The following is a 26,201-nucleotide window of genomic DNA, read 5'->3' as shown; positions in this document are numbered from 1 at the left end:
CCCTTACTGCGCGGGACCATGGCCCAGAAGGGTCATGGCGCGGGCGACCAGTCCAAGCTTGGCAACCGATTCGCCAGCCTCAAGCGGCACACGGATGTCAGCCATGTTCGGCGCCGAAATCACCAGCGCACCGCAGACCTGGCCCTTCGTCACCGGCGCAATCACCGGAGAAGCATAATCCACCCCGATATGGGAGCGCTGCTGCCAGCCCACCGGGAGCGTCATGACGATATCGGCACCTGCCACCAGCGGGACCTGACGGTGTTCGCCCATCCAGACCGGCGCGGAATCCACGACCTGCCCGCGACGGAACAGCGTGGCGTTCTCGAAGTTGGCAAAGGCCCAGGACATCAGACGCTCGCCCTCATGGGCGCGTTCATTGCTCGACGATGTACCGTTGATGACGACGATGACGCGGTTGCCATTGCGCTGGGAGCTTGCGCACAGACCAAAACCGCCCGCATCCGTATGGCCGGTCTTCAGACCGTCAGCGAGGCCCTTGTCGACCAGCACGTTCCGGTTGCCCTGACGGATGTGGTTATAGGTGAACTCAAGCTCACCGAAATAATGGTAGTATTGCGGGAAATCGCGGATCAGATGAGACGCCACTGTCGCGACATCGCGTGCCGTCATGTAATGGCCGTCCGCTGGCAGACCTGTCACGTTGAGGAAGTGCGAGTTCATCATGCCAAGCTTCGGCGCTTCCTCGTTCATCATCGCGACAAAGCGCTCTTCCGAACCCGCAATGCCTTCAGCCAGAACGATGCACGCATCATTTCCGGACTGGATCAGCATGCCCTGGATCAGGTCGGACACCAGAACGCTCTGGCCCAGCGGCACGAACATCTTGGAGCCCTGCGTACGCCAGGCTTTCTCGCTGACCGGCAGGCTCTGCTCCAGACGGATGCGGCCCGTGGCCAGCATGCCGAACACGATATAGGCCGTCATCATCTTCGTCAGCGAAGACGGGGCCATGCGCTCATCGGATGCCTTGTCGAGCAGGACAGCGCCCGTGTCGTAATCGACAACATAGGCCCAGCGCGCCACCGTATCGAACGGACCGATAGGCGTATTCGCAGGCGTGCCGACCGGAGCATCTGCCGCAGCGGCTGCAGCAGCTTTTGCAGCATGGGCAGCATGGCGGTGCGGGCGGGCAAACGCCTTCAGGGGTCCCGCAAAAGAAGCACAGGCCGCAATACCTGCCACCCCACCGAAAAGAGAGCGTCTAGTCCGCACGTTCGTCCCCAGTTCCACGGCCTTCAGACAACCGGCCGTCATTCCACAATGATCCGCGCGCCCTCTACCCCGCACAGGCGGGTGTGGTCCAGTGCCGCATCAGCCTGTGCGATGTCGGAATAGGGTCCACCAAGAACGCGCCACTCAAGCCCGACGGCCTCCCGCGCATGCAGGACCGAGCCGCCACAGCGCGCTGCAACACCTGCTGCCGTCGCGCTGCCAGAAAATATTCCCATCAGGATATAAAGCCCCGATGGCCCCCGACTGCCCTGTGTCCATGTCGCAGGCAATGGCCCGACAGGGACGGACGTTGTCTCGGCGGACGAGTTGTTGCCATAGACCTGCGAGGAGCCATCACTCAGCGAGGTCGCCCGGACTTCCCCGACAGGCGCTGCGGAAATATTCTGGGGCGGCACTTTCACCAGCTTTTCCGCCAGCACACGGCTGACCGCTTCGTCTTCCGTAACTTCGACAGGCGTATCTGCCGTCATGCCCAGAAGGTCCGCTGCTTTCGGAGACAGTGCAATAATGCGTCCGGGATCAGCCGGTCCACGATCCGTCAGCCGGATACGCACGATCCGGCCGTTCAGAAGGTTGCGGACACTGACGATCGCCGGAAGCTGAAGCGTCTGATGCGCTCCCGTCATCCCGTCCGCAGACCAGGCTTCCCCATCAGCTGTCAGACCGGAAGCAGGCGCGTGTTCGCGCGTCGCCAGTCCTGTCGCGTGATAGTCGAACTGCTCGTTCGGATAGAACCATCCGTGTGTGCCAGGCCAGGCATCACCCAGTTCGTAATGCGGATGGACGACAGGTGCCGGCTCGTCACGCTGGCAGGATGTGAGCAGCGGCAGAAGGGCCAGAGTGGCCCCGTACTTACGCAGAGACAATTCCGGTCCCCAGAAGCCCGACGCCGAGCGCATAGTAGTCCGACGGGTTGTACCGGCGGATCACGTTGAAGTTGTGATAGACCATGAAGGCCTGCGTGTTCGGACCATCAGGCTGCACGACAGCACCCTGTGCGTCGGACCGCGAGAATGAGGTCCCGTCAGGCCGGCGCACGCCCAGCGCCATCCACTCTCCCAGCGTCCGCTGACGGGTCCGGCCGATTTCCGCCTTATCGAGCACTTTGGTTAGAGCGACTTCCTGTCCCCAGGGTTCGTCGACCTGCCAGCCGCACTTGCCGAGATAATTGGCAATAGAGGCGAACACATCCGCTTCGGAGGTCCAGATATTGCGCTTGCCATCCCCGTCCCCGTCCGCTGCATAGCGCAGATAGGCGCTGGGCATGAACTGTGCCTGTCCCATGGCACCAGCGTAGCTTCCGATCATGGCGGCTGGTGCGATATCGCCGTCATTGAGGATCTGAAGCGCCTTCATGAGCTCGTTGCGGAAGAAGGCAGAACGCCGTCCGTCAAAGGCCAGCGTCGCCAGCGCATCGATGACGGAATAGGTCCCGTCATGCGCGCCAAATCCCAACTCGAGGCCCCAGATCCCCATGACGGCGCGGTCGTCGCATCCGAAACGTGCGCTTACGGGTGACATCACCGACTGCTGGGCTGCGTAAACGCTCCGTCCCTTTTCAAAACGCGACTCCGGCAGGACGCGATCACGATACTGCGCCCAGGTCAGCGTGAACTCCGGCTGATGACGGTCGAGCTTGAGCACGGAGGCGTTGGGCTGCGTTGTCAGGCTGAGCGCCTGTGAAACGATCGCGGGGGACAGTCCCTGCGCCACGGCCTGTGCCCGAACACTGGCAAGAAAAGCGCTGTAATCCTGTGCGCGGGCGGACGAAAACCCGACTGCCGCCGAGCCGGCAACGGAAGTCAGGGCGGCAAGCAGATGGCGTCGTTGAAGCACGGTCAGGAATGATCCCTTACGGGTAGAAATGATAGGACATACGCTAGCAATCCGCAGCACGGACCGCCAGCCTCCAAAGGAGTGTCGCAGGTCATTCGCACCGAAATATGGCAGGGCAAGATTGTCGTTGGCGCGCTGGCGTGCGAAACCGGCGCCTCAATGTTCATAGAACCTCCCCAATCGTGATTGCCATCGGCCCTGCCATGGCCTCCCAGCCAGCCTGGCTGAAGGCAGCCACCATCATTGTTGGCACCTTCATTCTCGAAGACGTGGCAACGGTGCTTTCCGCGATTGCAGCCCGTGCCGGCGAAGTCAGCATCCCCCTCGCCCTGGGTGCGCTGTATTTCGGCGTGGCGGTCGGGGATATGGGCCTGTACGGGCTTGGTGCTGCCGGTGCCCGCTGGCCTTACCTCAAGCGGTTCCTGACCCTTCCCAAACGCGAACGTACACAGGACTGGTTCAGTACGAACGTCATCCGCGTCGTGGCCATTTCCCGCTTCGTGCCCGGCGCCAGACTGCCGCTCTATACCGCCTGCGGTTTTTTCCGCGCGCCGTTCCTTCCCTTTGCCATGACCGCAGTTCTGGCTACGCTGGTCTGGACGACGTGTCTTTTCCTGCTCGCCATGAGAGTCGGAGGCTGGCTGCTCGCCCATCAGGGCGGCTGGCGCTGGGCCGGACTGGCGGGGTTTGTCCTGTGTATCGTTGTCGTCGGGCGCCTGATCGCCCGTCTCCAGACCGTGAGCCAGTAACAGCAATGTCCAAGTCAGAAGCCGACCAGAACCCGCTCTCCCTTTTCGAATTCTGGCCCGGATCCATCTTCTACACCCCCATCGTCCTGTACTGGATCGCCATGGGGATCAAATACCGCGACCTCAGTATCTCCACCGCCGCCAATCCGCGCATTGAAACCGGTGGCCTGTGCGGGGAGAGCAAGTCCTCCATTCTCGACATGGGTGGCTCCACGGCACAGTCCTACATCGCCCCCTACGTCGTCTTTCGCAGCGGCAAAGGCTCTGAGCGCCGGGCGCTGGACGCCATGGAGCGCAAGGGCCTGTCCTTCCCCGTCGTCATCAAGCCCGATATCGGCTGCAATGGCACGGGCGTGAAACTCGTTCAGTCCCGCGAACAGCTTGAGGCCGTCCTGCCGCAGTTCCCCGATGACGTGGACATGCTGGTTCAGGAGCTCATCACCTATCCGGTTGAGGCAGGCCTGTTCTACATCCGCCACCCCGACGAGCCCCGTGGCCGCATCACGTCCATCACCTACAAGGAAGCTCCGATCCTGACGGGCGATGGCGTGTCTACGGTCGAGGAACTGATCCTGCGTGATCCGCGCATGGGCCTCGTTCCGCAGATCTATCTGCCGCGTCTGGCTGGCAAGGAAAAGAATATCCTCGCCAAGGGTGAGGAAATGCCGCTGGTTTTTGCCGGGAACCACTGCAAGGGTTCCGTCTTCCGCGATGGTCGTGCCGATACGACAGAGGCTCTGACCACACGGCTGGATGCCATCATGAAGGACATCCCGGATTTCCATTTCGGGCGGGTGGATGTGAAAGCCGCATCCATTGAGGATCTGCGCCGGGGCGAGAACTTCCGGATCATCGAGATCAACGGCGTCGGCTCCGAGGCCACCCATATCTGGGACCGCCGTACCACGCTCTGGGAAGCCTATCGCGCCCAGTTCTCACATTACCGTCAGACGTTCCTGATCGGGGCTGCCAACAGGGCGCGTGGATGGAAAACATCGGGGGCGTTTTCGATGCTGCATTCCTGGCGCAAGCAGCGTCGGCTGCTGGCGTCCTATCCGCTGAACGACTGAGCCCGGCGCGGCAGGCTGGCCTTACTGGCCCAGCTTGCCGCCACCAAAGATGTAATTGCTGACCTGCTGCTCCAGCGAAAGCTGATCCCGCGTATCCGTGATCTTGCCTTCGCTGGACAGTGTCGTGCGGGAATGACCGGGCTGGATCTGTAGCGCATTATCCGCCGTCATGGTCGGCGCACCGATGCCTACGGCTGTGTCCACGGGAAGATGCAGCCGCTGGTCCACCGTAAAGGCCACGTCGGCCATCTGCGTCCGGGGATCAAGCGTAATGGAGACGACACGCCCGACAGGCACGCCTGCGAGATCGACATTCGCGCCCTTGTGGAGGCCATTCGCGGAATTGAAGGCCGCGTGCAGAACCTCGCCCTGAAAATCAGGTCCCTTGCGCAAGGCGTTGCCATAGACGAGGAATGTTCCGGCGATCGCCAGAACGAGACCACTGGCCAGGATGGCGCCCCCACGGCCGCTCAATGTTGACTGCATGCCAGCCTCGCCTTCCGGAAAATCTTGAACAGAACGGGAGTTAGTCCTCCCTTGACCACCCGGTCAAGGTTACGTCCAAGGTTGCGTCGCCTGCCACCATGAGGCAAGTGATCTGCTTTTCCGCCTTTGTGACGAAGGCCTCCACCCGATACAGGCTCCATGACGCTTCTCCAGGCCCTCATTCTCGCCATCGTTCAGGGTATTACCGAGCCCTTTCCGGTCAGCAGCCTCGGCCATGCCGTACTCCTGCCCGCGCTCCTGCACTGGGATCTGGACGAACACGCCCCGATGTTCCTACCGTTCCTGACCATGCTCCATGTCGGAACGCTGGTCGCGCTGGCCGGTGTGTTCTGGCGGGACTGGATGGCCATTCTGGGCGGCATGTTCGGCCGTTATGGCCGCTACGCGCAGATGGAAGCGATTCGGATTTTCGGGCTGCTCGTGATTGCGACCATTCCCGCTGTGCTGGTTGGCTGGCTGCTGGAACACCGTCTGCGCGCTGTGTTCGGCACGCCCCTCGCCGTTGCCGGGTTCCTGATCCTCAACGGCTTTCTGCTCATGGCGACGGAATGGCTCCGGCGCCAGAAAGGCCATCGCGATCACAAGCCCATCGCCACGCTTGCCCCGAAGGACGCCGTAATCATTGGCATCTGGCAGTGCCTTGCGCTTCTGCCGGGGCTGTCGCGTTCGGGAGCTACCATGAATGGTGGGCTGCTGCGCGGTCTGGACCATGAAACGGCTGCGCGTTTCTCCCTGCTGATGGCCCAGCCCATCGTTCTGGCAGCAACCGTGCGCGAAGCCTGGCAGATGCGTCACATGACGATTTCGCATGACGTCATGGTGCAGTGTGTCGCCGGTGCCGTCGTCGCAGGACTAACCGCGCTGATCTGTTCGCTGCTGATGCTGCGCTTCTTTCGCAACCATGATGGCTGGGCGCTGACACCCTTTGGAATCTACTGCATCGTGGCGGGCCTTTTTGCCGGTGCCGTCATTCTTCTCTGACCTTTCCAGCCGCCGTTTTTCGCGGCACATTGCGGATCATGCCAGCTTCGATACAATCTTCTCCTGATGCCTCCGGTCCCAGTCGTCGCAAGACCCTTGAACAGGTCCTGTTCGAAAACGACACGAACGGTCTCAAACGAAGCCTGACGGCAACGCAACTGATCATTCTGGGCGTCGGTTCCACGATCGGCGCTGGCATTTACGTCATGACGGGTACGGCCGCTGCGGAATATGCCGGCCCTTCCGTCCTGATCTCATTCGTTATCGCCGCCCTGGCCTGCCTGTTTACGGCATTCTCCTATGGCGAACTGTCCTCGACCCTGCCTGTGTCGGGTTCAGCCTATTCCTATGCCTATATTTCGATGGGCGAAAAGGCTGCCTGGATGGTCGGCTGGCTGCTGCTTCTGGAATACGGGATTTCGTGTTCCGCTGTCGCGGCCGGTCTGTCGGGCTATGCCAGTTCGCTGCTTGGCGTCACTGGCATCCATATGCCGACATCGCTGACCCAGGCGACCCTGCAACCCATTGCCGGCACGGCAGGTGCCAGGATCGGCGCGGGATGGCGGTTTGATCTGATCGGCTTCACAGCAACGCTTCTCGTTACGGCCCTGCTGGTCCGAGGCGTTGAGGAGTCAGCCAGGATCAACACCATGATCGTGGCGCTCAAGGTCGGGGTGCTGTTCGTGTTCGTGGCGCTGGGGATTGGTGCCGTTAATCCGGCAAACTGGCACCCGTTCATTCCGGCCAGTGAAGGCGGGTTTCATTACGGCGTGCGCGGCATTTTCCGTGCAGCTTCGGTCATTTTCTTTGCCTATGTCGGGTTCGAGGCCGTCTCCACAGCCTCCGCCGAAGCCCGCAACCCTACACGCGATGTCCCGATCGGCATTATCGGCAGTTTGCTGATCTGCACCATCGTCTACATGATCGTCGCAACCGTGCTGCTTGGCATCGTGCCCTATCGCGAATTGGATGTGCCCGATCCGCTCGCCATTGCCGTAAAGATCATGCACACGCCCTGGCTGTCCCTGCTGGTTAATATCGGCGCCACGATCGGCTTATGCTCGGTTCTGATGGGCCTGATGTATGCCCAGTCCCGCGTCCTGCTGACCATTAGCCGTGACGGTCTGATCCCCGGCGTTTTCTGTCTGATCCATCCGAAGTTCCGCACGCCGTGGATCGGGACGATTGTCCTTGGTCTGGTCGTCGCTCTCATTACTGCGACGCTGCCGATCGACATTATCAGCGATCTCGTTTCCATCGGCACGGCTGCAGCGTTCGGAATTGTCTGTTTTACGGTCATCTGGCAGCGCAACACGCGGCCTGACATCGTGCGCCCTTTCAGCGTTCCTCTGGGCGGTATCCGCATCCGTGGGGTCTGGATCGGCACGACACCCGCACTTGGCATCCTGTTCTGTCTGGTCATGACCATTCCGCTGGTCTCGGACATGGTTCACGCCGTTACCAGCGGCAATCCGGTCCCGCTGATCCTTCTGGTGACCTATCTGGCGCTGGGCATTGCGACTTACGTCTTCTACGGACGGCGCCATTCCAAAATGCGCCCCGAGCAGCCCTCAGTCTGATGACATCGACGAACTGCCGGGCCCCATACCCGGACCCATATAGCTTCCCGGCGGCGGCCGGCTGATCGGGGGCGCCATACGCTCCCAGGGCTCCTGCGGCCCGGCTGCGGGCGGCATCATGGAGAAACGTGAACGAGGCAGCGCCTCAGGGCATTCATCGCGGATGCGGGCGATGATCTTCTCGCGGATATCGCACCGCAGATCCCAGCTCTGAAGCGCCGTGCGCGCACTGGCGATAATGCGGATGGACATGACATGCGCGTCGCAATCCGCCACCTGCACGTCGAACACGCGCCCGTCCCAGAGCGGACAGCCACGCACGATTTCGTTCAGCATCTCGCGGATCTTGTCCATCGGCGCCTGATAATCGACCCACAGGAACACAACACCGATGATGGCCGCAGAATTATGTGTCCAGTTCTCGAACTGGTTTTCCAGAAAATACGAGATCGGCACGATATGCCGCCGCCAGTCCCAGACCCGCAGCACCACATAAGTCGCATTGATTTCCTCGACCCAGCACCAGTCGCCATTGATGATGATCAGGTCTTCCATCCGGATCGGCTGGGTCAGCGCAATCTGTACACCCGCGATCAGGTTCGTCAGCAATCCGCGCGCCGACAAACCGACGATCAGCGAGGCCGCACCAGCAGACGCGAACAGAGACAACCCATACTGTTTGACGGACGGAAACAGCATCAGCGCCGAGGCCACGGTTACGATGCCCACCAGGATTTCCGTCAGCCGCCGCAGGACACGGATCTGCGTCTGGTGCGAGCGGATCATGATGTCGTCGGTTTCTTCGCGCGCTGCGAGGCGGTTGAGATAGACCTCCGTCATGATCCGGAAGACCATGATCGCCGAGAACCCGAAAGTCAGGATCAGCAGGAACAGGAAGAAGAGCTGAAGATCGTCTTCCTGCGCTGCCGTAAAGCCGGTTGCGGCCGGCAGTGCAGACAGCATGGCCAGAAGCGCGACCATGAGCCGCGTCGGCCTGCGCAGGGACGAGACGATGCGCCGGATCAACGCGGCCTTGCGCGATCCCGGGATCCGCAGAAGCTGCGTCGTCACCAGATTGCCGCAATAGAACGCCAGCACCCCCACAACCACCAGCATCAGCACCGAAACGACGGAAGCAGGCAACCAGGTGAAATAGGACCGTATGGCAAACAGGGTGCTGACGAAATGTTGCGTCACCAGATGAAGGACTCCTTGCGTTAAAAGGAATTGCGGGCCTGAAAGAGGGCAAATGAATTGGAAAACCGCGATACCTCAAATGCCACGGGCACCCCGGACAATGCGACCCGTAAAAACATCTTATTTTCCCGGGACTAACGTGTTGACACCCTGAAAGATCCCCCTTAAAACCCCGCGACAACGCCGGTTAACCCCGGCCGGATGGCGGTGTAGCTCAGTGGTAGAGCAGGGGAATCATAATCCCTTGGTCGGCGGTTCAAATCCGTCCACCGCTACCATCCCTTTTCCCGAAAACAGACAATAGACAGCAGCAGCATCCTGTTTCGCGGTCGTGTTTCCTGTATCCTGTCGGGCATGATCAAGAAGCCCCTCGCCGTCGTGACGATGGTTTACAACGAGCCGGAACACCTGCAGGTGTGGCGCCGTCACTATGGCGCACAGGTTGGAGAAACCGCCTGTTATGTCATCGATCATGGTTCTGACGACGGCTCAACCGCACATCTGGGACAGGTCAATGTCGTCCGCATTCCGCGCTCTCCGCAGGATGACGAACGCCGGACCCGCGCCATCGGCAAGTTCTGCGACAGTCTGCTCGAATGGTATGACAGCGTTATTTACACGGATGTGGACGAAATCCTTCTTGCCGATCCGGCATTCGTCCCGTCCCTGACGGAATTCGCACTCCTGAACCGGTCTCCGGTCGTCACCGCTACAGGTTTTGACGTCATTCATATCCCGGACGAGGAAGCACCGTTCGATTACAGCCGGCCCTTCTCGCTCCAGCGCCGGCATCTCCGCTTTTCCAGCGCGATGTGCAAGCCAGTCCTGACCCGCGTTCCCATTACATGGGCTCCAGGCTTTCACAGCTGCGAAGAAGCTGTCCCCTGCCTTGCGACCCCGCTCTTCCTGTTTCATCTGCGCTATGCCGACCTGTCTTCGGGACTGGAGCGGCTGGAGCGCACGCGCAGGCAGCCCTGGGTCTCCGAAGATGTCGGGCGTCACCAGCGCCTTGAGAACACGGACTGGGAAAACATGCTGCGTGCCATGGCAGGCCTTCCCCGAAGCGACAGCACACTGGACAGCCGCGATGAGCGCCTGACCCAGTGGCGCCAGCAGGTGGAAGACAGCGCCCAGTCGCGCCTGCATGACCGCTACCGCCTTGACCTGCATCTGAGCGGAACCGAGCTATGGCGCCTGCCCGACCGCTTTGTGGGGCGTGTCTGAGGCATAAAAAAACCGGCTCCTTACAGAGCCGGTTTTTTCGTTTCAGAGCTTTCGCCTCAGTCTGCTTCGGCTTCAGCCGTACGGCGGTCCTGATCTTCATCCGAAGACCGCTCGGAGCCGTGTTCCGCGTCCTGGTCCTGTGAGGGCTGATCGTCCTCGTTCCGCTCGCCACGCGGCTCCCTGCGGTCTTCATAGGCGCGCTGACGCTGCTGCTGGCGTTCGTTGCGCTCCTGCTGGCTCTTCTCGGCAGCCTGGTTCATGGCGTTGAGAATACGGAAGTAATGCTCCGCATGCTGGAAATACGCTTCTGCAAGAATGCGGTCGCCAGTTCCGGTCGCGTCGCGGCCAAGCTGGAGATACTTCTCGAACAGCTGCTGCGCCGTACCGCGGACCCGCAGATCGGGTCCGTTACTGTCAAACACATGGTTGCGGTTCAGAGGTATCTGGGCATTGCTGCTGCGTGATGGCCCACTGCCCGCACGATGATGCCGGCCTCTTATGCGCTTCATATTCATCGACCCGTGATGCACTTTCATGATGACGTGGACCGTTCTGCAACCGCAGAAAGTTCCGACCGCCGCTGTCGAAAAAGACGTCTGTCTGTTCCGCTATGGCTGAACCCGGCTCAGCCAGTCTTCCATCGTCAGTGCATGATGACATGAACGATGGGCAAAGATACGCCTGACAGTGCTGGTAAAACACCCTCAAATCGCATGCATTAGCTTTAGCAATACCAAGTTCCGTCAGTCAAGCCAACGGTTTTTCGCCACGATCCGCCCTCACCCGTCCGATTGCAGGACCAGGGCCCTGTCCACGCCACCCAGATCAGCCCTGCGCGCGACTTCCCGCAATCCATTTTCCGCCCCAAGCCTGGACACCGCGTTGATCTGCCCAATGCCCATTTCCAGTATCGCATGGCCACCTGGCACCAGAAGATCCGGCAATGCCCTACACAGGATACGGTAGGCTTCCAGCCCGTCCGCTCCACCATCCAGAGCCCGCGCCGGCTCATACTGCACGACTTCCGGCATCAGCCCGACCAGATCTCCGGTCTCGATATAAGGCGGATTGGACAGAACGACGTCAAATCGGGCGTTCAGCGCATCCGCCCAGCTTCCGGCCAGAAAGACACTGCGTTTCTCCAGTCCGGTACGAACGGAATTGCGTCGTGCCAACGCGGCCGCCTGCGGGGACAGATCCACGCCGATGCCCTTCGCCTGCGGATATTCGGACAGGGCCGCCAGCAACAGGCAGCCTGTTCCGGTTCCAAGATCGAGAATGGAGAGCGGCGCGCTGCGATCCGGACAGACATCCAGCAGGACTTCGATCAGGGCTTCACTGTCGGCACGGGGGATCAACGTGTCACGCCCCGTCTCCAGATCCAGCGTCCAGAAGCCCGTCTCTCCGGTGATGAATGCCAAGGGCTCACGGTCCAGACGCCGTTTCAAAGCCACTGCGAATCGCGATTTCTGCGCTGGCTCCACACCATCCAGAGACAGCAGACCGCCCAAATCCCGCCCTGTCGCCCAGCACAGCAGGAGCCGGGCTTCACGGCGTGCATCCTCAATCCCGGCCTGCTCCAGTGCCTGTGAGGCCTCGCGCAAAAGATCATCTTTGGCCATCATCATCGAAGCGAACCTGTTATAGTTGGTGTCATGAAGTCCAAACGCGCCTTCCTCTATTCCGCCCTGCTGCTTGGCTGCACGCTCAATCCCGTTCACGCCCAGTCTGAACTGTCCACGGAACTGCCCCCGTCCTTTACCGTGACGGACGAGCGCGCGCCCGAAGAAATTTCGGAAGTCTCGCGCCTGTATCTGGACGGCAATCTGGTTGCGACCTTCCGGCTGGGACTGTCCAAGGCGCATGAGACGCAGACGATCCCGCTTCCTGTCGGCCGCTTCGATGTTGATTATGCCCTGTGCGGCGAAATCACCATCGTCCATAATGGCCATCAGGAAACCCATCAGGTCAGCAGCGAAGGCCAGCTCCACCACCCCGAAGGCCATTCGCTCGACGCCGTGGGGACCAACAACTTCACCGATTTCTTTCTGGTCGATTACGATGACGCCGCTGTTGCCACGCACCGGCATGGCCGTGCCGCCGTCTGCGCGACACCGAATACCTGAGGCTCAGAACCCTTCGGCGGCGAGCAGTTCCGTCTGCTCTTCGCGGGTCAGGGCATCGATGATCTCGTCGAACTCGCCGCCCATGATCCGGTCGATCTTGTAGAGCGTCAGGTTGATCCGATGGTCCGTCACGCGTCCCTGCGGGAAATTATACGTTCGGATACGCTCTGAACGGTCGCCCGTCCCGACCTGTGATTTCCGGTCCGCTGCCCGGGTGGCATGAAGCTGCGCGCGTTCCCGCTCATAGAGCCGGGCACGCAGGATCTTCATGGCCTTGGCCTTGTTCTTGTGCTGGCTTTTCTCTTCCTGCATCGCCACAACAATGCCACTGGGCATATGCGTGATGCGGACCGCACTCTCGGTCTTGTTGACGTGCTGACCGCCCGCCCCCGAGGCCCGATACACGTCAATCCGCAGATCATCGTCATTGACCGTCACATCGACTTCTTCGGCTTCAGGCAGCACGGCCACGGTCACGGTCGAGGTATGGATCCGTCCCTGACTTTCCGTCGCTGGAACGCGCTGCACCCGATGCACACCGGATTCGTATTTCAGGCGCGCGAAAACAGACCGGCCGGAAATTGTCGCCATGCCTTCCTTGAGACCGGCCACCTCGTTCTCGGCATATTCCATGACTTCAAAACGCCAGCCATTCTGTTCGGAAAAGCGGCGGTAGGCATCGAACAGTTCCGCAGCGAACAGTCCCGCCTCGTCGCCGCCCGCTGCGGGACGGATCTCAAGGATGGCACTGCGTTCATCAGCCGCATCCTTCGGCAGGAGCGCCAGACGCAGGGCGTGCTGGAGATCGGGCAAAGTCGCCTCGATCTCCGCAAGCTCCATCTGGGCCAGCTCACGCATTTCCGGATCATCAAGCAGGGCCTGTGCCCCGGCTTTCTGTTCCTCAGCGCTTTTCCAGGCCTGGATGGATGCGACCGCCGGCTCCAGCTCGGCATATTCCTGCGACAGACGGGTGAAATCCTCACCCGTTAGCTCGCCGGAAGACATCAGGGCCTGGACTTCCTCCGAACGCGCGACAATCCGCTCAAGCCTGTCGTCAAAAGCCATCTGTTCAGGCGCGTCCTGCGCTCAGAACACGCGCCAGATCCGCAACCGGCACTTCCTGCTGCTCACGGCTGGACAGGTCCCGAAGCTGCACAACATTCTTGGCGATTTCCTCATCGCCCAGAACAATCGCATGGGATGCGCCGGATTTCACCACACGCTCCATCCGCTTCTTCATGTTGCCACGGGTCTCGATCTCGGCCCGCAGACCAGCAGAGCGCAGAGCGCGAGCAATGGACGCGGCTTTGAGCACAGCCTCGTCGCCCATCGGCACCAGCGCAATGCCAGCCGGAAGTTCGGGCACGCTATCCAGCAGCATCGCCAGACGCTCGATCCCGCCAGCCCAGCCGATCGCCGGAATGGCCGGACCACCCATCTGCTCCACAAGCCCTTCATACCGGCCACCGGCCAGCACCGTGCCCTGAGCGCCAAGCTTCGAAGTCACGAACTCGAAAGCCGTGTGGCTGTAATAATCAAGGCCCCGAACGATGCGAGGGTTTTCAACGAAATCCACCCCGAACGCCTGAAGGCTGGAACGCAATCCGTCCCAGAACTGCCGGGAGTTGTCGTTCAGATAATCCGCAAATGCCGGAGCATCGTCGAGCAGCTTGCGGTCCTGCTCGGACTTACTATCCAGAATCCGCAGCGGATTGGCTTCAAGACGGACGCGGCTTTCTTCCGACAGCGCATCCGCATGATCGCGGAAATACGCCACCAGAGCCTCCCGCCAGGCCTGACGGCTGGCCAGATCGCCAAGCGTGTTGAGCTCCAGCGTAACATGATCGCCCAGACCCAGTTCGCGCAGGATGTCCTGCGCCATGGCAATCGTCTCGGCATCCCGAAGCGGGCTTTCCGCCCCGATCAGTTCCGCGCCGATCTGGTGGAACTGCCGGTAACGCCCCTTTTGCGGGCGCTCATAACGGAACATCGGCCCGTGATAAAACACCTTCTGCGGCAAGGACTGCGTCAGACCGTTCGTAACCAGTGCCCGGCAGATCGCTGCCGTGCCTTCGGGACGCAGGGTGATGCTCTCACCGCCACGATCCTCGAACGTGTACATCTCCTTGGACACGACATCGGACGTCTCGCCGAGCGTGCGCGAAAAGACGCGCGTATCCTCGAAGATGGGTGTGCTCCATTCCTCGAAACCATAGGTCCGCAGCACCCTGCGGGCCGTCTCCACAACATGGTGGTGACGGCGCATGGTCTCGCCGATGAGGTCATGGGTGCCGCGTGGGGGCTGAAGTCCTGACATCAGTTGGCTGCCGGGTCCATCTGCTTGGCTGTGGAGGCCTCGACCTTGCCGGCCTCGATATCCGAAACCTTCTTTTCCACCAGTTCGACGATATGCTCGATCATGTCGCCAGCCGGCATCGTATGGTCCTGACGGCCTGCGGCATAGACCATATGACGGCCATTGCCGCCGCCGGTCACGCCGATATCCGTCATCAGCGCTTCACCCGGGCCATTTACCACGCAGCCGATGATGGACAGTGTCAGCGGCGTCTTGATGTGCTGCAGGCGGTCTTCCAGCGTCTGCACCGTCTCGACGACGTTGAAGCCCTGACGCGCACAGGACGGGCAGGAAATGATCTTCACGCCGCGATGACGCAGGCCGAGGGACTTCAGGATATCCCAGCCGACCAGCACTTCCTCTTCCGGAGCAGCGGAAAGCGAAACACGCATCGTGTCACCCACGCCAGCCCAGAGCAGATTGCCCAGGCCGATGGAGGACTTCACGGTGCCTGCACGCTTGGAGCCGGCTTCGGTGATGCCGATATGCAGCGGGTGGTCACAGCAATCCGCAAGCTGCTGATAGGCTGCGACTGCCATAAAGACGTCCGAAGCCTTCACACTGATCTTGAACTCATGGAAGTCATGATCCTCGAGGATCTTCGCGTGTTCCAGAGCGCTCTCAACCAGGGCTTCCGGGTTGGGTTCACCGTATTTCTCGAGCAGGTGCTTCTCGAGCGAACCGGCATTCACGCCGATGCGGATGGAGCAGCCATAGTCCTTGGCGGCGCTGACGACTTCACGCACGCGCTCGGCGCTGCCGATATTGCCCGGATTGATACGCAGGCAGGCCGCACCGGCCTTGGCGGCTTCGATGGCGCGCTTGTAGTGGAAGTGGATGTCCGCGACGATCGGAACATTCACCTCACGCACGATTTCCTCAAGAGCGGCCGTGCTGGCTTCGTCAGGGCACGATACGCGCACGATGTCCACGCCCGCCAGCTCGGCGCGGCGGATCTGCTCGATCGTAGCCTGCGCGTCGGAGGTCAGGGTGTTGGTCATGGTCTGCACGGAGATCGGGGCATCACCACCGACCGCAACCTTGCCGACATGGATCTGGCGCGACTTGCGACGCTCGATGTGCTGATAGGGACGGTAGCTGCTCATGATTTACCTCTTCGTGCCCGGAAAGGACCGGGAGCTCTGACCCAGTGGGCTGTATTCAGGGGCATTGAGCCCCCCTGACTGATATAAGGGTTTAATGCGATGGCGACGATTGTTCCAGCGGCTGATGTTCAAGCTGCCGGGCATTCAGGTCATCAGCCGAAACATCATGTGACGGCTGTGAAATTTTCCGCGGAGCCGGAGGCGGTTTCACAGTCACAGGGGCTGGCGGTACGACCTGTGATGCAGCACCAGCCTGTACAGGAGCCGGCGCGCTGGGCTGAACCGGCAGAGCGACCCCTGATCCAAACATACCAGAGCGGATGGCGTCCGCCGTCACCTCAACATTGCGGCGGACCTGCCCTTCCCGGCCGAGCGGCGCACTGGTCGCTCCGGCCGTGGTCAGGACAACACCGCCAGCATTGCCGAACGACATTTTGAACGGTGCGCCGGCAGGATCGCCCTGCCAGCTCTCTCCCGGCTGCATCACGCGCGACATCAGGACATGACCGTCCCGGTCCCGGATCTGCGTCCAGACAGGTGACAGCGTCCTGACAACAACAGCTCCTTCGGGAACCGCAGGCGGCAGATCCGTTGCAGGTTCGCCGTTCGGTGTGTTCTGCGCAGGCGGCGCCGTATCCGCTGGAGGCGCTTCCGCGTTGTCATCTGTCCCGGATGCAGGAGACGGAGACTCCGCAGCCTGAACTCGGAACCGGTGCGGCTGGAGGTGTCTGGGTCGTTTCCGGCGCAGGCGCTGTTGGTGCTGGAACCGGCACGGCCGTGGGGGCCACCGGAACTGGTGCCACGACTGCGAGAGCATGAGGCTCCGGTGTCGGCGCGCGACCCGGCATCACGGAGGCAACCTGCGGTGATGTTGTGGTCGGTGTTGCCGCACCCGGCATCAGTTCCGCTACGGCTGGCACCTGTCGCTGTGCCGGCGTGTCATGGTCCGTAAAGCGGTACCAGCCCACATAGGCTGCCACCACCACCACGAGCCCTGCCCCGACCAGAACACCGATCGGCAGCCCGCGGTCGCCTTCCGGCTGCGGAAACACCAGATCTGGCTTGCGGGTGACTGCACCACGTGTATCGCGGTGGAAACGCTCGACCAGCGCATCCGCATCAAGCTGCATGGCATGGGCATAGGTCCGCAGGAAACCCACGGCATAGGCCACGCCCGGAAGCCGTGCCAGGTCATCGGCTTCAAGTGCGGCCAGAAGCTTTGGCCGGATCCGCAGCCATTCCGCCACGTCTTCAAGCCTCCAGCCCAGTTCCTCGCGGCGCTCACGCAGCACCGTTCCGACACTTGGCTGGTCGGAAGGCTGCGAAAACGGGCGATTTGAGGATGGAGGAGACATGACCGAAATCCGTTAGCCTGGAGCGTGGATACGGGTTTCGCGCTGTTTGATGGCATCCACAGCCTGCTCAACCAGCGTTGCAATGATTTCGGCGACCGGACGGACTTCCTTGACCATGCCAACCGACTGCCCGGCCATGACCGAACCCGTCTCCACGTCACCCTCGATGACCGCACGACGCAGGGCACCCGCCCAGTAATGTTCGATCGAGAGCTGGGCTTCTTCCTTCGTCAGCTCACCGCTCTGGAACTTCTGGAGTGCCTCTCCCTGAAGCCGCGCATACCGCCGGCCGCCTTCATTCGAAAGACCCCGCACCGGGATGACCGGGAACAGTTCGTCGAGTTGCACGGTCGTCACCGCATCACGGGCATTGGCGCGCAGGAAGGCCTTCTTGAAGTTCTCATGCGCGATGCTTTCCTCGGAAGCCGCAAACAGCGTTCCAAGCTGCGCACCGGCCGCACCCTGTTCCAAATAGGACAGGATCGCGTCACCACGGCCCAGACCACCCGCAACAAACACCGGCACGTCACGGATATGCGGCAGGATTTCTTGCGCCAGAACCGTCAGGGAGACCGGGCCGACATGGCCGCCCGCTTCCGAGCCTTCAATGATCAGGGCCTCGATCCCCATCCGCACTAGACGCTTGCCCAGAGCCAGAGCCGGTGCAAAGCCGATCGCCCGCGCCCCGCCATCGCGCACTTTGCGGATCGTGGCACCGTTCGGAACGCCGCCTGCGAGCACGATATGCGAAACATTATGCGCCAGACAGACATCCACCAGCCGGTCCAACTCGGGATGCATGGTGATGAGGTTCACGCCGAACGGGCGCTTCGTCATCGCCTGCGTAGCAACGATTTCCTCTTCCAGACGCTCGGGCGACATCGCACCACAGGCAATGACGCCGAATCCACCGGCATTGGAAATCGCGGAAACCAGATGCCGCTCGCTGACCCAGGACATGGCCCCGCCAAGGATGGCGACTTCGCTCCCGAGGAAATCACAGCCCGGCTTCCACAGCCGGTCCAGCGTCGCGCGGGCGTTCAGGGTTTCGCTCACGCGTCGGCTCCCTCTTTGGCATCAAGGCCATAAGCCGTGTGCAGAGCACGCATGGCCAGTTCGGTATATTCGGAATCGATCAGGACAGAGATCTTGATCTCGCTCGTGGAGATGACCTGCACGTTGATGCCACGATCGGCCAGCGTGCGGAACATCCGCGCGGCCAGACCGGCATTCGAGCGCATGCCGATACCCACGACGCTGATCTTCACCACGTTGTGGGACGTGATCAGCTCACCATACTGGATATATTCGCGGGCCTTCTCCAGCACGGCGCGGGCCGCGGCTTCATCAGACTTGCTGACCGTGAAGGTCATGTTCGTCATGTTGTCCACGCCGACGCTCTGGACGATCATGTCAACATTGATGTTCGCGGCTGCCAGCGGATCAAAAATCGCAGCGGCGATGCCCGGACGGTCCGGAATGTTCCGCACGGAGATTTTCGCTTCGTCATGCGAGTTGGCAATCCCCGCAACCAGTTCCTTCTCCATGATCTCGTCCTCATCAACCACAATCGAACCGCTGTCGTCATCCGTCTCGGCGAATGATGACAGCACCCGCACCCGGACGCTCTCGCGCATGGCGAGACCGATACTGCGGGTCTGAAGTACCTTGGCGCCTACGGAAGCCAGTTCAAGCATCTCCTCATAAGTGATGCGATCCAGCTTCTTGGCGCGTTTCACGATGCGCGGATCGGTCGTGTAGATCCCGTCCACATCGGTATAGATATCACACTGGTCAGCATTGATGGCAGCCGCGACGGCGACGGCGGACGTATCCGATCCCCCGCGCCCCAGCGTCGCAATGCGGCCATCGGGCCCGACGCCCTGGAAGCCGGCCACAACGGGCACGACATCGTCATCCAGACAGGCCAGCAGCGCCGTGCCGTCCACGCTCTCGATGGCGGCCTTGCCATGCGCGTCGTCCGTCACGAGCGGGATCTGCCAGCCCTGGAACGAGCGCGCCTTCACGCCAAGCGCCTGAAGCGCGATGGACACAAGGCCGCTCGTCACCTGCTCGCCGGCTGCGACAACGGCATCATATTCTTTCGGATCGGCCAGCGGATCCAGTTCGGCGCAGTAGCCGACCATCCGGTTCGTGACGCCGGCCATGGCGGAAACCACGACGGCAACCCGGCGCCCGCGGTCATGTTCTGCCTTCACGCGTTTCGCAACGTTCCGGATACGCTCGATATTTCCGACGGATGTCCCGCCGAATTTCATGACCACCGTCTTCCGTTTCCCGTTTTCGCCCTGGGCGGCGGCATGGGGATCGGCACGACCGGAAAGCTGGTCGCGGACGGGAGTATCGGGCATGGACATCGCGGATTGGGCTCCAGTACGTGTCTGGCGTTGCGCGCTCGGGTCTGGCATCGGGTAGGGCAACGACATGCAAACCGCCCGGCACCTGAACAGACTCTGCCGGTCCACATACTCGTCTCGCTCCGTCACGTCCAGATGACGCGCAGCAGACAGGCACACAGAAGGACAGTTCCGATGCCTACAGACACGTCTCCGGGACAGGATTCCAGACGCTCCTCCGTCTCTGAATCCGAAATCGCCCATTTCAGCGCCCTGGCTGAAGACTGGTGGAATCCGCGCGGCCCCATGGCCCCGCTACACGCCATGAACCCCCTGCGTACCGAGTGGGTCAGCCGCCATGTGGCTCCACTGCGCAAAACATCCGAGCAGCCCCTGACCCTGCTCGATATCGGCTGCGGCGCCGGTCTGGCCAGCGAGGCCTATGCCAAACTTGGCTTCGACACGATTGGAATTGATGCCAGTGCTGCGGGCATCCTTGCGGCGGAAACCCATCTGGCCGAGCATCCCCTTCCGTCAGAGGCTGCTTTGCTGTCCTATCGCAACGGCAGCGCGGAAGACCTTGTGGCGGAGGGCGCGCAGTTTGATGTCGTCAACGCCCTTGAGGTCATCGAGCACGTCAACGACCCGCAGGACTTCCTGATCATGCTGGCCACGCTGACGAAGCCGGGCGGCATGGTTGCGGTATCCACCCTGAACCGGACCCCGCGCTCCTTTGCCGTCGCCAAGCTTGGTGCGGAATACCTTCTGCGGATGCTGCCTGTAGGCACGCATGACTGGAAAAAGTTCATCAAGCCTGACGAACTGGCTGCCATGGCCCGTCGTGCAGGCCTGCGCATGCTGGATATCGCGGGGATGAGCTATGTGCCGTTCGAATGGCGTGAAACCCGCGACACCGGCATCAATTACATCGCGATCTTCCGCAAGGACTGAACAAAAAAAGGGCGGTTGCAGCGAAATGTCCCGCTGCAACCGCCCTTTCCCGGAACAGTGCTCGATCAGACCTGCGTGTTCATGAACGCGAAGGTCGTCGGGCTGCCAACGGGCGTGAAATTGTTCGTAAACGCAATTTCGCCCGTCTTCTTGTCCACCTTGAAGGATGTCACCGCATCCGAGCGCTGGTTGGCGCAGAACAGGAACGCTCCGGACGGATCGAACATCAGCGCGCGTCCGTAATCCGCGTGCATCCAGACCTCGTCCTGAAGCGTCAGGGTCCCGTCCGTCCCGATCGCGAACACGGCCAGCGAATCACCCAGGCGGTTGGAGACGTAAACGAACTTGCCACTGGCCGAGATCAGGATTTCTGCTGCCAGCGTCGATCCGCGGAAATGCGACGTGACGGTGCTGACGGTCTGGATATCGTTAATTGCGCCCGTTGCCGGATCGAAATTGGAAACGACCACCTTCGAATCCTGTTCGCACAGATTGTACAGGATGCGGCCGGAATGATTGAACTGGAAGTGGCGCGGCGCCGAACCCGGTTCCATGTCATAATAGGGCGTCTTGGCCGGGATCAGCTTGCCGGTATCGATATTCAGCGTCCAGACATAGACCCGGTCCAGTCCTGCATCATCCGACAGCACGAACTTGCCGCTCGGGTCAGAATGGATCATGTGCGGATGCGAGCCCGAATGGTCGGACACGGCAAAATTGCCCTGCGGATTGTCCGAAGCCCGCTCCGGCTGGCGCGGTCCCGTGTTGTGAACGACGTCTGACGCCTCACCCAGCGACCCGTCCGAGCGGATCGGCAGAACGGCAACGCAGCCACCAACATAGTTGGCCACCAGCACATAGCGACCTGAATGATGGATGCTCAGATGCGCCGGAACAGCGCCTTTCGAGCTGACAACATTCAGCTTGCGCAGCGAACCCGTCTTGGGATCGATCGCAAACGCCGTGACGGACCCGTCACCATCCTTGTTGAAATCGTCGATCTCGCTCAGCGCATACAGGAAGCGCTGATCCTTCGAGATGGCAAGGAAGGAGGGGCTCGCGATATCGGTGAACGTCGTGATCGGTGTCAGGACGCCCGTGTCACGATCCATGTCGAAGACGGAAATACCCTGCCCGTTTCCGGCCCCGCCTCCTGGCGGCCCGTGTTTCGTATATCCGCCGACAAAGCAGATCGTCCTGGACACAGGTTTCGGCGGGGGCGGAGGCGTCGGGACGGTCTTTTCAGGGTCAGCGGCGCCGGCAACGCCGGTACCAGCTGCAGCAACGCCTGCAACCAGCCCGACCGCAAAGCTGCGACGGGAAACAGGGTGGGACATGATGGGTCTGCATTCCTTTCGGTGTGGCGGAGTTAAAACGCCGCTGCCAGGATAAAGGCGCATTCCCGATCCGGACGCCGGTTTCCCGGTCACAGGCTCAGTGAGCATCCTTCGGCAGTTTGCATTGTGGCCCAACGGGCGGACCATTATAGCGGCTCCAGGTCTGGGTTTCACCCAGAAGAGGCATCCCCAGAACGAATCCGCGCAGTTTCAGAATATTGGGCTGGGATACCCATATCCGCGCCTGATAGACTCGTCCGGTCCGCGGATCAAGAATATGCCCCTGCCACTTGCGGTCCTCAATTGGGACAAAGTCTGTCAGCATGCGGATCCCGCATTGCGAACGACCCCAGACGTCCTTGGGAACCGCGCCGTCATACGCCATGCCGATCAGCTGTCCGCAGAGCATGTGACCACAGGGCTCAATGGAAAAGAGACCGTCATGCTCTTCGGACAGCCACAGACCTTCTTCCGGAATATCGGATGGAGGCGGAGCGGACTGGGCGTGCACACTGGTCAGAGATGTCACAGCCAGCAGGACAGCTGCAAAAAAGCCTGCTCCCCGCATTCAGACCTTGCCCAGCAGGGCATCAAGGCGCCCCGCACGATCAAGTGCCATCAGGTCATCACACCCTCCCAGACCCTTACCGTCTACAAATGTCTGCGGCACGGTCCGGCTGCCGGAGCGGCGGATGGAGTTTCTCGCTCAACTGATCCATGTGGCGCGTTGATTTCCTGAAACGCCACGCCCTTGGAGCGGAGCAGGCTCACGGCATGCACACAATACGGACATCCAGGCTGGGTAAAAATCTCAATTTTCGGCATAGGATCCTCATTCCTGGACAAAGCGCGGGTTCTGTTCATCCACTCTCCCGGTCCGGGCTGCAACCAAAATATCCACGCTCGCCGCACCAGCCTTCATCAAAGCTGCCGTGCAGGCCGTCGCGGTAGAGCCTGTCGTCAGCACATCATCAACCAGCAGAACGGCCTGGCCCTGTATCCGAACGTCACGGCCTTTCCGCACCCGGACCGCCTGTTCCATCTCCTGCTCACGTTCACCGGCGGACAGCCGGGCCAGTGCCCTTGTGGGCCGGACACGCTGCAGAGCATCCACCACACAGGGCAGACCCGCAAGCCGGGAAATGGCCTGCGCCATCAATGCAGCCTGATTGTAGCGCCGCTTCCACAATCGGGTGCGATACAAAGGCACAGGCACAACCACAGTGGCGTTCTTCAGCAGTTCCTCGCCTGAAGCGGCCATCTGACGGGCCAGCACTGCGGCATTTTCAGTATGGTAGGAATATTTGAGTGGGAGGATCAGGCGGCGTGACCAGGCATCATAGACGAAGGCCGCCCTCGCCGCGCGCCATAATGGCGGATGGGCCTGACAGGCCGCGCAGCAGTTCTGCGTTCCCCCCAGCCCCTCATTTTCCAGCGGAACACCGCACCGGTGACAGCATGGCGCGACAATCCGCCGCGCCGCCTGAAAACACGTCCCGCAGAACGCTCCTTCCGTCATGACTTCCGTACCGCAGGCGGCGCAGGTCGGAGGCAGAAGCGTATTCAGAACAAGACGCGCGCCACGGGTCAGGAGTTTTGGCATCCTATCGCGGCAGCAGCCTGAGCGTAACAAGGGATGCGTCGATCAGGACCTTGCCCTGATGCTGGAAATTGACGGTTACCCGCTCTCCCACAGCAGACTGCACCTGCCCCCAGCCCCATTCGGGATGATCGGGGTGCTCAACGATCTGGCCGGGCTCGAGGAAGGACTGGAACGGCCCAGTCACTGGCAAACCCGCCAACTGACCGGAACCGATCCCGTTTCAGTGCCCTGCATTCTCGCCAGAGAAGTCGGGAGCTTCAAGACCGGATGCTTCAAGCTGGGACGCCAGAGCGCTTTTCAGGCGATCCAGACCTGCTTCATCGCGGGCTTCGGCGCGCGCTACCAGCACCGCCTGCGTATTGGATGCCCGAAGCAGCCACCAGCCATCCGGTGTGTTGACGCGGACCCCATCGATTTCGGAGACATCAGCGCCTTCGGTGCGCAAACGGGCTGCCACTTCCCTGATGACCTCGAACTTGCGCGTGTCATCGCAGTTGAAGCGCAGTTCCGGTGTCGTGACCGTCACCGGCAGGCTGTCACGGAAGTCCGAGAGCGGTCCCGGCAGACGTGAGACGATCCCCAGAACCCGCACGGCAGCATAAAGCGCATCATCAAAGCCGTACCATTTGTCGGCAAAGAAGATATGGCCGGACATCTCACCTGCAAGCGGAGAGCCGGTTTCAGCCATCTTGGTCTTGATGAGAGAATGGCCGGTCTTCCACATCAGCGGCTGACCACCGGCTTTTGCGACTTCATCGAACAGGATCTGGCTGGCTTTCACATCCGCGATGATCGTCGCACCCGGATGACGGCTCAGAACATCCTGCGCCAGAAGGACCAGCATCTGGTCGCCCCAGAAGATCTGCCCTCGATTATCGACAATGCCGATCCGGTCCGCGTCACCATCAAAGGCGATCCCCAGATCAGCCTGCTTTTCATCAACAGTCCGGATCAGGTCCTGCAGATTTTTCTCGACCGTCGGATCCGGATGATGGTTGGGGAAATGTCCATCGATATCCCCGAACAGAATGGTATGCTCTCCGGGCAGACGCTCGACCAGACGTTTCAGGACGTCGCCCGCTGCCGAATTGCCGTTATCCCAGACAACCCGCAACGGCCTGACACCGTCATAATCCTGCACAAGGCGATCAATATACCGGTCGGAAATATCGACGAAGGTGGACGATCCTTCCGTCTCCGGCAGAACATCACCCGAAGCGGACAGACGGCCCAGTTCACGGATCTGATCCCCGTAGAACGGCTTGCCGCCCATCATCATCTTGAAGCCGTTGTAATCGGGCGGATTATGGCTGCCTGTAACCATGACGGCGCCATCAGCATCATCAGCCACGGACGCAAAATAGAGCATGGGCGTCGGCCCGCACCCGATCCGCGTAACCTCTGCTCCGGACTCGACGGCGCCGCGAACCAGCGCCTCTTCCAGAGTCGGTGAGGACAGGCGCCCGTCATATCCAATCACGATCCGCTTCCCACCGGCGCGGATCACCATGCTCGCGAATGTGCGGCCAATGGCAAAGGCGTCGGCGGGATGCAGCGTCTTGCCGACGATCCCGCGGATGTCATATTCCCGCAGGCTCGTCGGATCAAAATCATGCCGAAGTGGCATCAGGCGGCGTCCACGTACTGTTTGTACTTCTTGAGGAAGGCCTTCACGGAAGCACCAAGGTCCTCGCGATCAATTGAGAACGCGATCTGGGCTTCGAGGAAACCGGCCTTGTCACCGCAGTCATAGCGCGTGCCTTCATAACGCAGGCCATGGAACGGCACTTCACCGATCGTCTTGGCCATTGCATCCGTAAGCTGCACTTCATTGCCCGCGCCGCGTTCCAGCTTCGCGAGATACTTCATAACGTCCGGCGTCAGCACATAGCGGCCGATGATGGACAGGTTCGACGGTGCGTCTTCCGGAGCAGGCTTCTCGACCAGTCCCTTGACCTCGACGAGCTTGCCGTCATCGCTGCCGACATCGAGGATACCGTAGCGGTTTGTATGCTCGGGCGGGACTTCCGTCACGGCCACGACGTTACCACCGGTCTTGTTGTATGCCTCGACCAGCTGACCGATGCAGCTGCGACCCTTGACGATATCGTCCGGCAGCAGGATGGCGAACGGGTCGTCCCCGATGAACGAGCGCGCACACCAGATGGCATGCCCCAGGCCCAGCGGTTCCTGCTGACGCACGGCGACGAGGGATCCGGCCTGCACGCTGCTGGGAACCAGCGCCTCAAGTGCGCTTTTCTTGCCGCGCTCCTTGAGCGTTGCCTCAAGCTCATAGGCGATATCGAAATAATCGATCAGGCTGTCCTTGCCCCGCCCGGTGACCAGGCAGAACTCTTCGATCCCGGCTTCGCGCGCTTCATCGATTGCATACTGGATCAGCGGCTTGTCGACGACAGGAAGCATCTCCTTCGGCATGGCCTTGGTCGCGGGCAGAAACCGCGTTCCGAGACCGGCAACAGGAAGAACAGCTTTTTTCAGTGGCTTGATCACAAAACCTCACACATCAGCCGAAATGACGCCCGACCGCCGAACCGGAAGTCCGGACGCTCTCAAGGACGCAAGAGGAATAACCGTGTCTCAATAGTCTG

The 26,201-nt window shown here is 61.1% G+C and carries 25 protein-coding genes, 1 tRNA gene and 2 pseudogenes; 8 read left to right on the top strand and 20 right to left on the bottom strand.

Features of this window, described 5'->3' with window-relative positions; all coding sequences use genetic code 11:
* Positions 1–3: 3 nt before the first annotated feature.
* The 3 genes from ACJ2A4_RS01035 to ACJ2A4_RS01025 are packed head-to-tail and all read right to left on the bottom strand — an operon-like array spanning position 4 to position 3,093.
* Positions 4–1,278 (bottom strand): D-alanyl-D-alanine carboxypeptidase family protein, encoded by a 1,275-nt coding sequence (locus ACJ2A4_RS01035; RefSeq protein ID WP_408873260.1) that lies wholly within the window; start codon positions 1,276–1,278, stop codon positions 4–6.
* Positions 1,275–2,123 (bottom strand): septal ring lytic transglycosylase RlpA family protein, encoded by an 849-nt coding sequence (locus ACJ2A4_RS01030; protein WP_408873259.1) that lies wholly within the window; start codon positions 2,121–2,123, stop codon positions 1,275–1,277. Before ACJ2A4_RS01030 ends, ACJ2A4_RS01035 begins: the two co-directional genes overlap by 4 nt.
* On the bottom strand, positions 2,110–3,093 hold the full coding sequence (locus tag ACJ2A4_RS01025; RefSeq protein ID WP_408873258.1) for a lytic transglycosylase domain-containing protein: 984 nt from the start codon (positions 3,091–3,093) through the stop codon (positions 2,110–2,112). Before ACJ2A4_RS01025 ends, ACJ2A4_RS01030 begins: the two co-directional genes overlap by 14 nt.
* A 182-nt stretch (positions 3,094–3,275) precedes the next feature.
* Between ACJ2A4_RS01025 and ACJ2A4_RS01020 the strand changes: the two genes are divergently transcribed.
* Together ACJ2A4_RS01020 and ACJ2A4_RS01015 are read left to right on the top strand one after the other, a co-directional pair.
* Positions 3,276–3,842, top strand: coding sequence for a DedA family protein (locus ACJ2A4_RS01020; protein WP_041110405.1), 567 nt, complete (start codon positions 3,276–3,278; stop codon positions 3,840–3,842).
* A 5-nt stretch (positions 3,843–3,847) separates the two neighbouring features.
* Positions 3,848–4,912 carry a D-alanine--D-alanine ligase gene (locus tag ACJ2A4_RS01015; protein ID WP_408873257.1) on the top strand — a complete coding sequence of 355 codons (1,065 nt, stop codon included), beginning with the start codon at positions 3,848–3,850 and terminating at the stop codon, positions 4,910–4,912.
* 21 nt (positions 4,913–4,933) lie between these two features.
* Here ACJ2A4_RS01015 and ACJ2A4_RS01010 read toward each other — a convergent pair whose 3' ends face one another.
* Positions 4,934–5,398, bottom strand: coding sequence for an MlaD family protein (locus ACJ2A4_RS01010; protein ID WP_408873256.1), 465 nt, complete (start codon positions 5,396–5,398; stop codon positions 4,934–4,936).
* A gap of 159 nt (positions 5,399–5,557) precedes the next feature.
* On the opposite strand from ACJ2A4_RS01010, the gene ACJ2A4_RS01005 reads away from it, so the two are divergent.
* Both ACJ2A4_RS01005 and ACJ2A4_RS01000 read left to right on the top strand, forming a co-directional pair.
* The gene (locus ACJ2A4_RS01005) at positions 5,558–6,400 is read left to right on the top strand and encodes an undecaprenyl-diphosphate phosphatase (protein ID WP_408873255.1); all 843 of its coding nucleotides are present in this window, start codon (positions 5,558–5,560) and stop codon (positions 6,398–6,400) included.
* A 38-nt stretch (positions 6,401–6,438) separates the two neighbouring features.
* On the top strand, positions 6,439–7,980 hold the full coding sequence (locus ACJ2A4_RS01000) for an amino acid permease (protein ID WP_408873254.1): 1,542 nt from the start codon (positions 6,439–6,441) through the stop codon (positions 7,978–7,980).
* Here ACJ2A4_RS01000 and ACJ2A4_RS00995 read toward each other — a convergent pair.
* Positions 7,972–9,177 carry a mechanosensitive ion channel family protein gene (locus ACJ2A4_RS00995; RefSeq protein ID WP_408873253.1) on the bottom strand — a complete coding sequence of 402 codons (1,206 nt, stop codon included), beginning with the start codon at positions 9,175–9,177 and terminating at the stop codon, positions 7,972–7,974. The genes ACJ2A4_RS01000 and ACJ2A4_RS00995 overlap by 9 nt on opposite strands.
* 203 nt (positions 9,178–9,380) lie before the next feature.
* Here ACJ2A4_RS00995 and ACJ2A4_RS00990 point away from each other — a divergent pair.
* Together ACJ2A4_RS00990 and ACJ2A4_RS00985 are read left to right on the top strand one after the other, a co-directional pair.
* Positions 9,381–9,455: transfer RNA gene (locus ACJ2A4_RS00990), tRNA-Met, on the top strand.
* A gap of 76 nt (positions 9,456–9,531) precedes the next feature.
* Positions 9,532–10,401 (top strand): glycosyltransferase family 2 protein, encoded by an 870-nt coding sequence (locus ACJ2A4_RS00985; protein WP_408873252.1) that lies wholly within the window; start codon positions 9,532–9,534, stop codon positions 10,399–10,401.
* 56 nt (positions 10,402–10,457) lie between these two features.
* On the opposite strand, the gene ACJ2A4_RS00980 is transcribed toward ACJ2A4_RS00985, so the two are convergent.
* Together ACJ2A4_RS00980 and prmC are read right to left on the bottom strand one after the other, a co-directional pair.
* On the bottom strand, positions 10,458–10,916 hold the full coding sequence (locus ACJ2A4_RS00980; protein WP_408874062.1) for a DUF4167 domain-containing protein: 459 nt from the start codon (positions 10,914–10,916) through the stop codon (positions 10,458–10,460).
* A 264-nt stretch (positions 10,917–11,180) separates the two neighbouring features.
* On the bottom strand, positions 11,181–12,026 hold the full coding sequence (gene prmC / locus ACJ2A4_RS00975) for a peptide chain release factor N(5)-glutamine methyltransferase (protein WP_408874061.1): 846 nt from the start codon (positions 12,024–12,026) through the stop codon (positions 11,181–11,183).
* Positions 12,027–12,056: 30 nt separating this feature from the next.
* Here prmC and ACJ2A4_RS00970 point away from each other — a divergent pair, with 30 nt between their 5' ends.
* Positions 12,057–12,527, top strand: a complete 471-nt coding sequence (locus ACJ2A4_RS00970; protein ID WP_011251633.1) for a hypothetical protein — start codon at positions 12,057–12,059, stop codon at positions 12,525–12,527.
* Between the two features lie 3 nt (positions 12,528–12,530).
* On the opposite strand, the gene prfA is transcribed toward ACJ2A4_RS00970, so the two are convergent.
* The 6 genes and pseudogenes from prfA to ACJ2A4_RS00940 all read right to left on the bottom strand — a co-directional run bounded on the left by prfA (position 12,531) and on the right by ACJ2A4_RS00940 (position 19,722).
* Positions 12,531–13,592, bottom strand: a complete 1,062-nt coding sequence (prfA, locus tag ACJ2A4_RS00965; RefSeq protein ID WP_408873251.1) for a peptide chain release factor 1 — start codon at positions 13,590–13,592, stop codon at positions 12,531–12,533.
* Positions 13,593–13,596: 4 nt separating this feature from the next.
* Positions 13,597–14,844 carry a histidine--tRNA ligase gene (hisS, locus tag ACJ2A4_RS00960; protein WP_408873250.1) on the bottom strand — a complete coding sequence of 416 codons (1,248 nt, stop codon included), beginning with the start codon at positions 14,842–14,844 and terminating at the stop codon, positions 13,597–13,599.
* The gene (gene ispG / locus ACJ2A4_RS00955; RefSeq protein ID WP_408873249.1) at positions 14,844–15,989 is read right to left on the bottom strand and encodes a flavodoxin-dependent (E)-4-hydroxy-3-methylbut-2-enyl-diphosphate synthase; all 1,146 of its coding nucleotides are present in this window, start codon (positions 15,987–15,989) and stop codon (positions 14,844–14,846) included. The genes hisS and ispG overlap by 1 nt, the downstream gene beginning before the upstream one ends.
* A 91-nt stretch (positions 15,990–16,080) precedes the next feature.
* Positions 16,081–17,344: pseudogene (locus ACJ2A4_RS00950) on the bottom strand (RodZ domain-containing protein).
* 12 nt (positions 17,345–17,356) lie between these two features.
* On the bottom strand, positions 17,357–18,400 hold the full coding sequence (locus ACJ2A4_RS00945; RefSeq protein ID WP_408873248.1) for an NAD(P)H-dependent flavin oxidoreductase: 1,044 nt from the start codon (positions 18,398–18,400) through the stop codon (positions 17,357–17,359).
* On the bottom strand, positions 18,397–19,722 hold the full coding sequence (locus ACJ2A4_RS00940; protein ID WP_408873247.1) for an aspartate kinase: 1,326 nt from the start codon (positions 19,720–19,722) through the stop codon (positions 18,397–18,399). The genes ACJ2A4_RS00945 and ACJ2A4_RS00940 overlap by 4 nt, the downstream gene beginning before the upstream one ends.
* 174 nt (positions 19,723–19,896) lie before the next feature.
* On the opposite strand from ACJ2A4_RS00940, the gene ubiG reads away from it, so the two are divergent.
* Entirely contained in the window at positions 19,897–20,652 is a 756-nt protein-coding gene (gene ubiG, locus ACJ2A4_RS00935; RefSeq protein WP_408873246.1) for a bifunctional 2-polyprenyl-6-hydroxyphenol methylase/3-demethylubiquinol 3-O-methyltransferase UbiG, read from the top strand.
* A gap of 65 nt (positions 20,653–20,717) precedes the next feature.
* Here the strand turns inward: ubiG and ACJ2A4_RS00930 are convergent, their stop codons facing one another.
* From ACJ2A4_RS00930 to galU, 7 genes and pseudogenes are all read right to left on the bottom strand, one after another.
* Positions 20,718–21,989, bottom strand: coding sequence for a lactonase family protein (locus ACJ2A4_RS00930; RefSeq protein ID WP_408873245.1), 1,272 nt, complete (start codon positions 21,987–21,989; stop codon positions 20,718–20,720).
* Positions 21,990–22,086: 97 nt separating this feature from the next.
* Positions 22,087–22,518 (bottom strand): DUF2147 domain-containing protein, encoded by a 432-nt coding sequence (locus tag ACJ2A4_RS00925; protein ID WP_408873244.1) that lies wholly within the window; start codon positions 22,516–22,518, stop codon positions 22,087–22,089.
* 39 nt (positions 22,519–22,557) lie between these two features.
* Positions 22,558–22,814: pseudogene (gene grxC / locus ACJ2A4_RS00920) on the bottom strand (glutaredoxin 3).
* 7 nt (positions 22,815–22,821) lie between these two features.
* Entirely contained in the window at positions 22,822–23,592 is a 771-nt protein-coding gene (locus ACJ2A4_RS00915; RefSeq protein ID WP_408873243.1) for a double zinc ribbon domain-containing protein, read from the bottom strand.
* Between the two features lies 1 nt (position 23,593).
* Positions 23,594–23,782, bottom strand: a complete 189-nt coding sequence (locus ACJ2A4_RS00910; RefSeq protein ID WP_408874060.1) for a DUF3553 domain-containing protein — start codon at positions 23,780–23,782, stop codon at positions 23,594–23,596.
* 30 nt (positions 23,783–23,812) lie between these two features.
* The gene (gene pgmG / locus ACJ2A4_RS00905; RefSeq protein ID WP_408873242.1) at positions 23,813–25,219 is read right to left on the bottom strand and encodes a phosphoglucomutase/phosphomannomutase PgmG; all 1,407 of its coding nucleotides are present in this window, start codon (positions 25,217–25,219) and stop codon (positions 23,813–23,815) included.
* Positions 25,219–26,103, bottom strand: coding sequence for a UTP--glucose-1-phosphate uridylyltransferase GalU (galU, locus tag ACJ2A4_RS00900; protein ID WP_408873241.1), 885 nt, complete (start codon positions 26,101–26,103; stop codon positions 25,219–25,221). The genes pgmG and galU overlap by 1 nt, the downstream gene beginning before the upstream one ends.
* Positions 26,104–26,201 lie beyond the last annotated feature (98 nt).

Source organism: Gluconobacter roseus, assembly GCF_046058915.1.
GTDB lineage: Bacteria > Pseudomonadota > Alphaproteobacteria > Acetobacterales > Acetobacteraceae > Gluconobacter > Gluconobacter roseus_A.
The sequence above is the reverse complement of the archived record's forward strand: the minus strand, read 5'-3'. Positions and strand labels throughout refer to the sequence as shown.

Coding starts and splice junctions, on each gene's coding strand:
- ACJ2A4_RS01035 (WP_408873260.1), bottom strand. CDS start 1,278: ATGACGGCCGGTTGTCTGAAGGCCGTGGAACTGGGGACGAACGTGCGG.
- ACJ2A4_RS01015 (WP_408873257.1), top strand. CDS start 3,848: ATGTCCAAGTCAGAAGCCGACCAGAACCCGCTCTCCCTTTTCGAATTC.
- ACJ2A4_RS01010 (WP_408873256.1), bottom strand. CDS start 5,398: ATGCAGTCAACATTGAGCGGCCGTGGGGGCGCCATCCTGGCCAGTGGT.
- ACJ2A4_RS01005 (WP_408873255.1), top strand. CDS start 5,558: ATGACGCTTCTCCAGGCCCTCATTCTCGCCATCGTTCAGGGTATTACC.
- ACJ2A4_RS01000 (WP_408873254.1), top strand. CDS start 6,439: ATGCCAGCTTCGATACAATCTTCTCCTGATGCCTCCGGTCCCAGTCGT.
- ACJ2A4_RS00985 (WP_408873252.1), top strand. CDS start 9,532: ATGATCAAGAAGCCCCTCGCCGTCGTGACGATGGTTTACAACGAGCCG.
- ACJ2A4_RS00980 (WP_408874062.1), bottom strand. CDS start 10,916: ATGAATATGAAGCGCATAAGAGGCCGGCATCATCGTGCGGGCAGTGGG.
- prmC (WP_408874061.1), bottom strand. CDS start 12,026: ATGATGGCCAAAGATGATCTTTTGCGCGAGGCCTCACAGGCACTGGAG.
- ACJ2A4_RS00970 (WP_011251633.1), top strand. CDS start 12,057: ATGAAGTCCAAACGCGCCTTCCTCTATTCCGCCCTGCTGCTTGGCTGC.
- prfA (WP_408873251.1), bottom strand. CDS start 13,592: ATGGCTTTTGACGACAGGCTTGAGCGGATTGTCGCGCGTTCGGAGGAA.
- hisS (WP_408873250.1), bottom strand. CDS start 14,844: ATGTCAGGACTTCAGCCCCCACGCGGCACCCATGACCTCATCGGCGAG.
- ispG (WP_408873249.1), bottom strand. CDS start 15,989: ATGAGCAGCTACCGTCCCTATCAGCACATCGAGCGTCGCAAGTCGCGC.
- ACJ2A4_RS00940 (WP_408873247.1), bottom strand. CDS start 19,722: ATGTCCATGCCCGATACTCCCGTCCGCGACCAGCTTTCCGGTCGTGCC.
- ubiG (WP_408873246.1), top strand. CDS start 19,897: ATGCCTACAGACACGTCTCCGGGACAGGATTCCAGACGCTCCTCCGTC.
- ACJ2A4_RS00930 (WP_408873245.1), bottom strand. CDS start 21,989: ATGTCCCACCCTGTTTCCCGTCGCAGCTTTGCGGTCGGGCTGGTTGCA.
- ACJ2A4_RS00915 (WP_408873243.1), bottom strand. CDS start 23,592: ATGCCAAAACTCCTGACCCGTGGCGCGCGTCTTGTTCTGAATACGCTT.
- pgmG (WP_408873242.1), bottom strand. CDS start 25,219: ATGCCACTTCGGCATGATTTTGATCCGACGAGCCTGCGGGAATATGAC.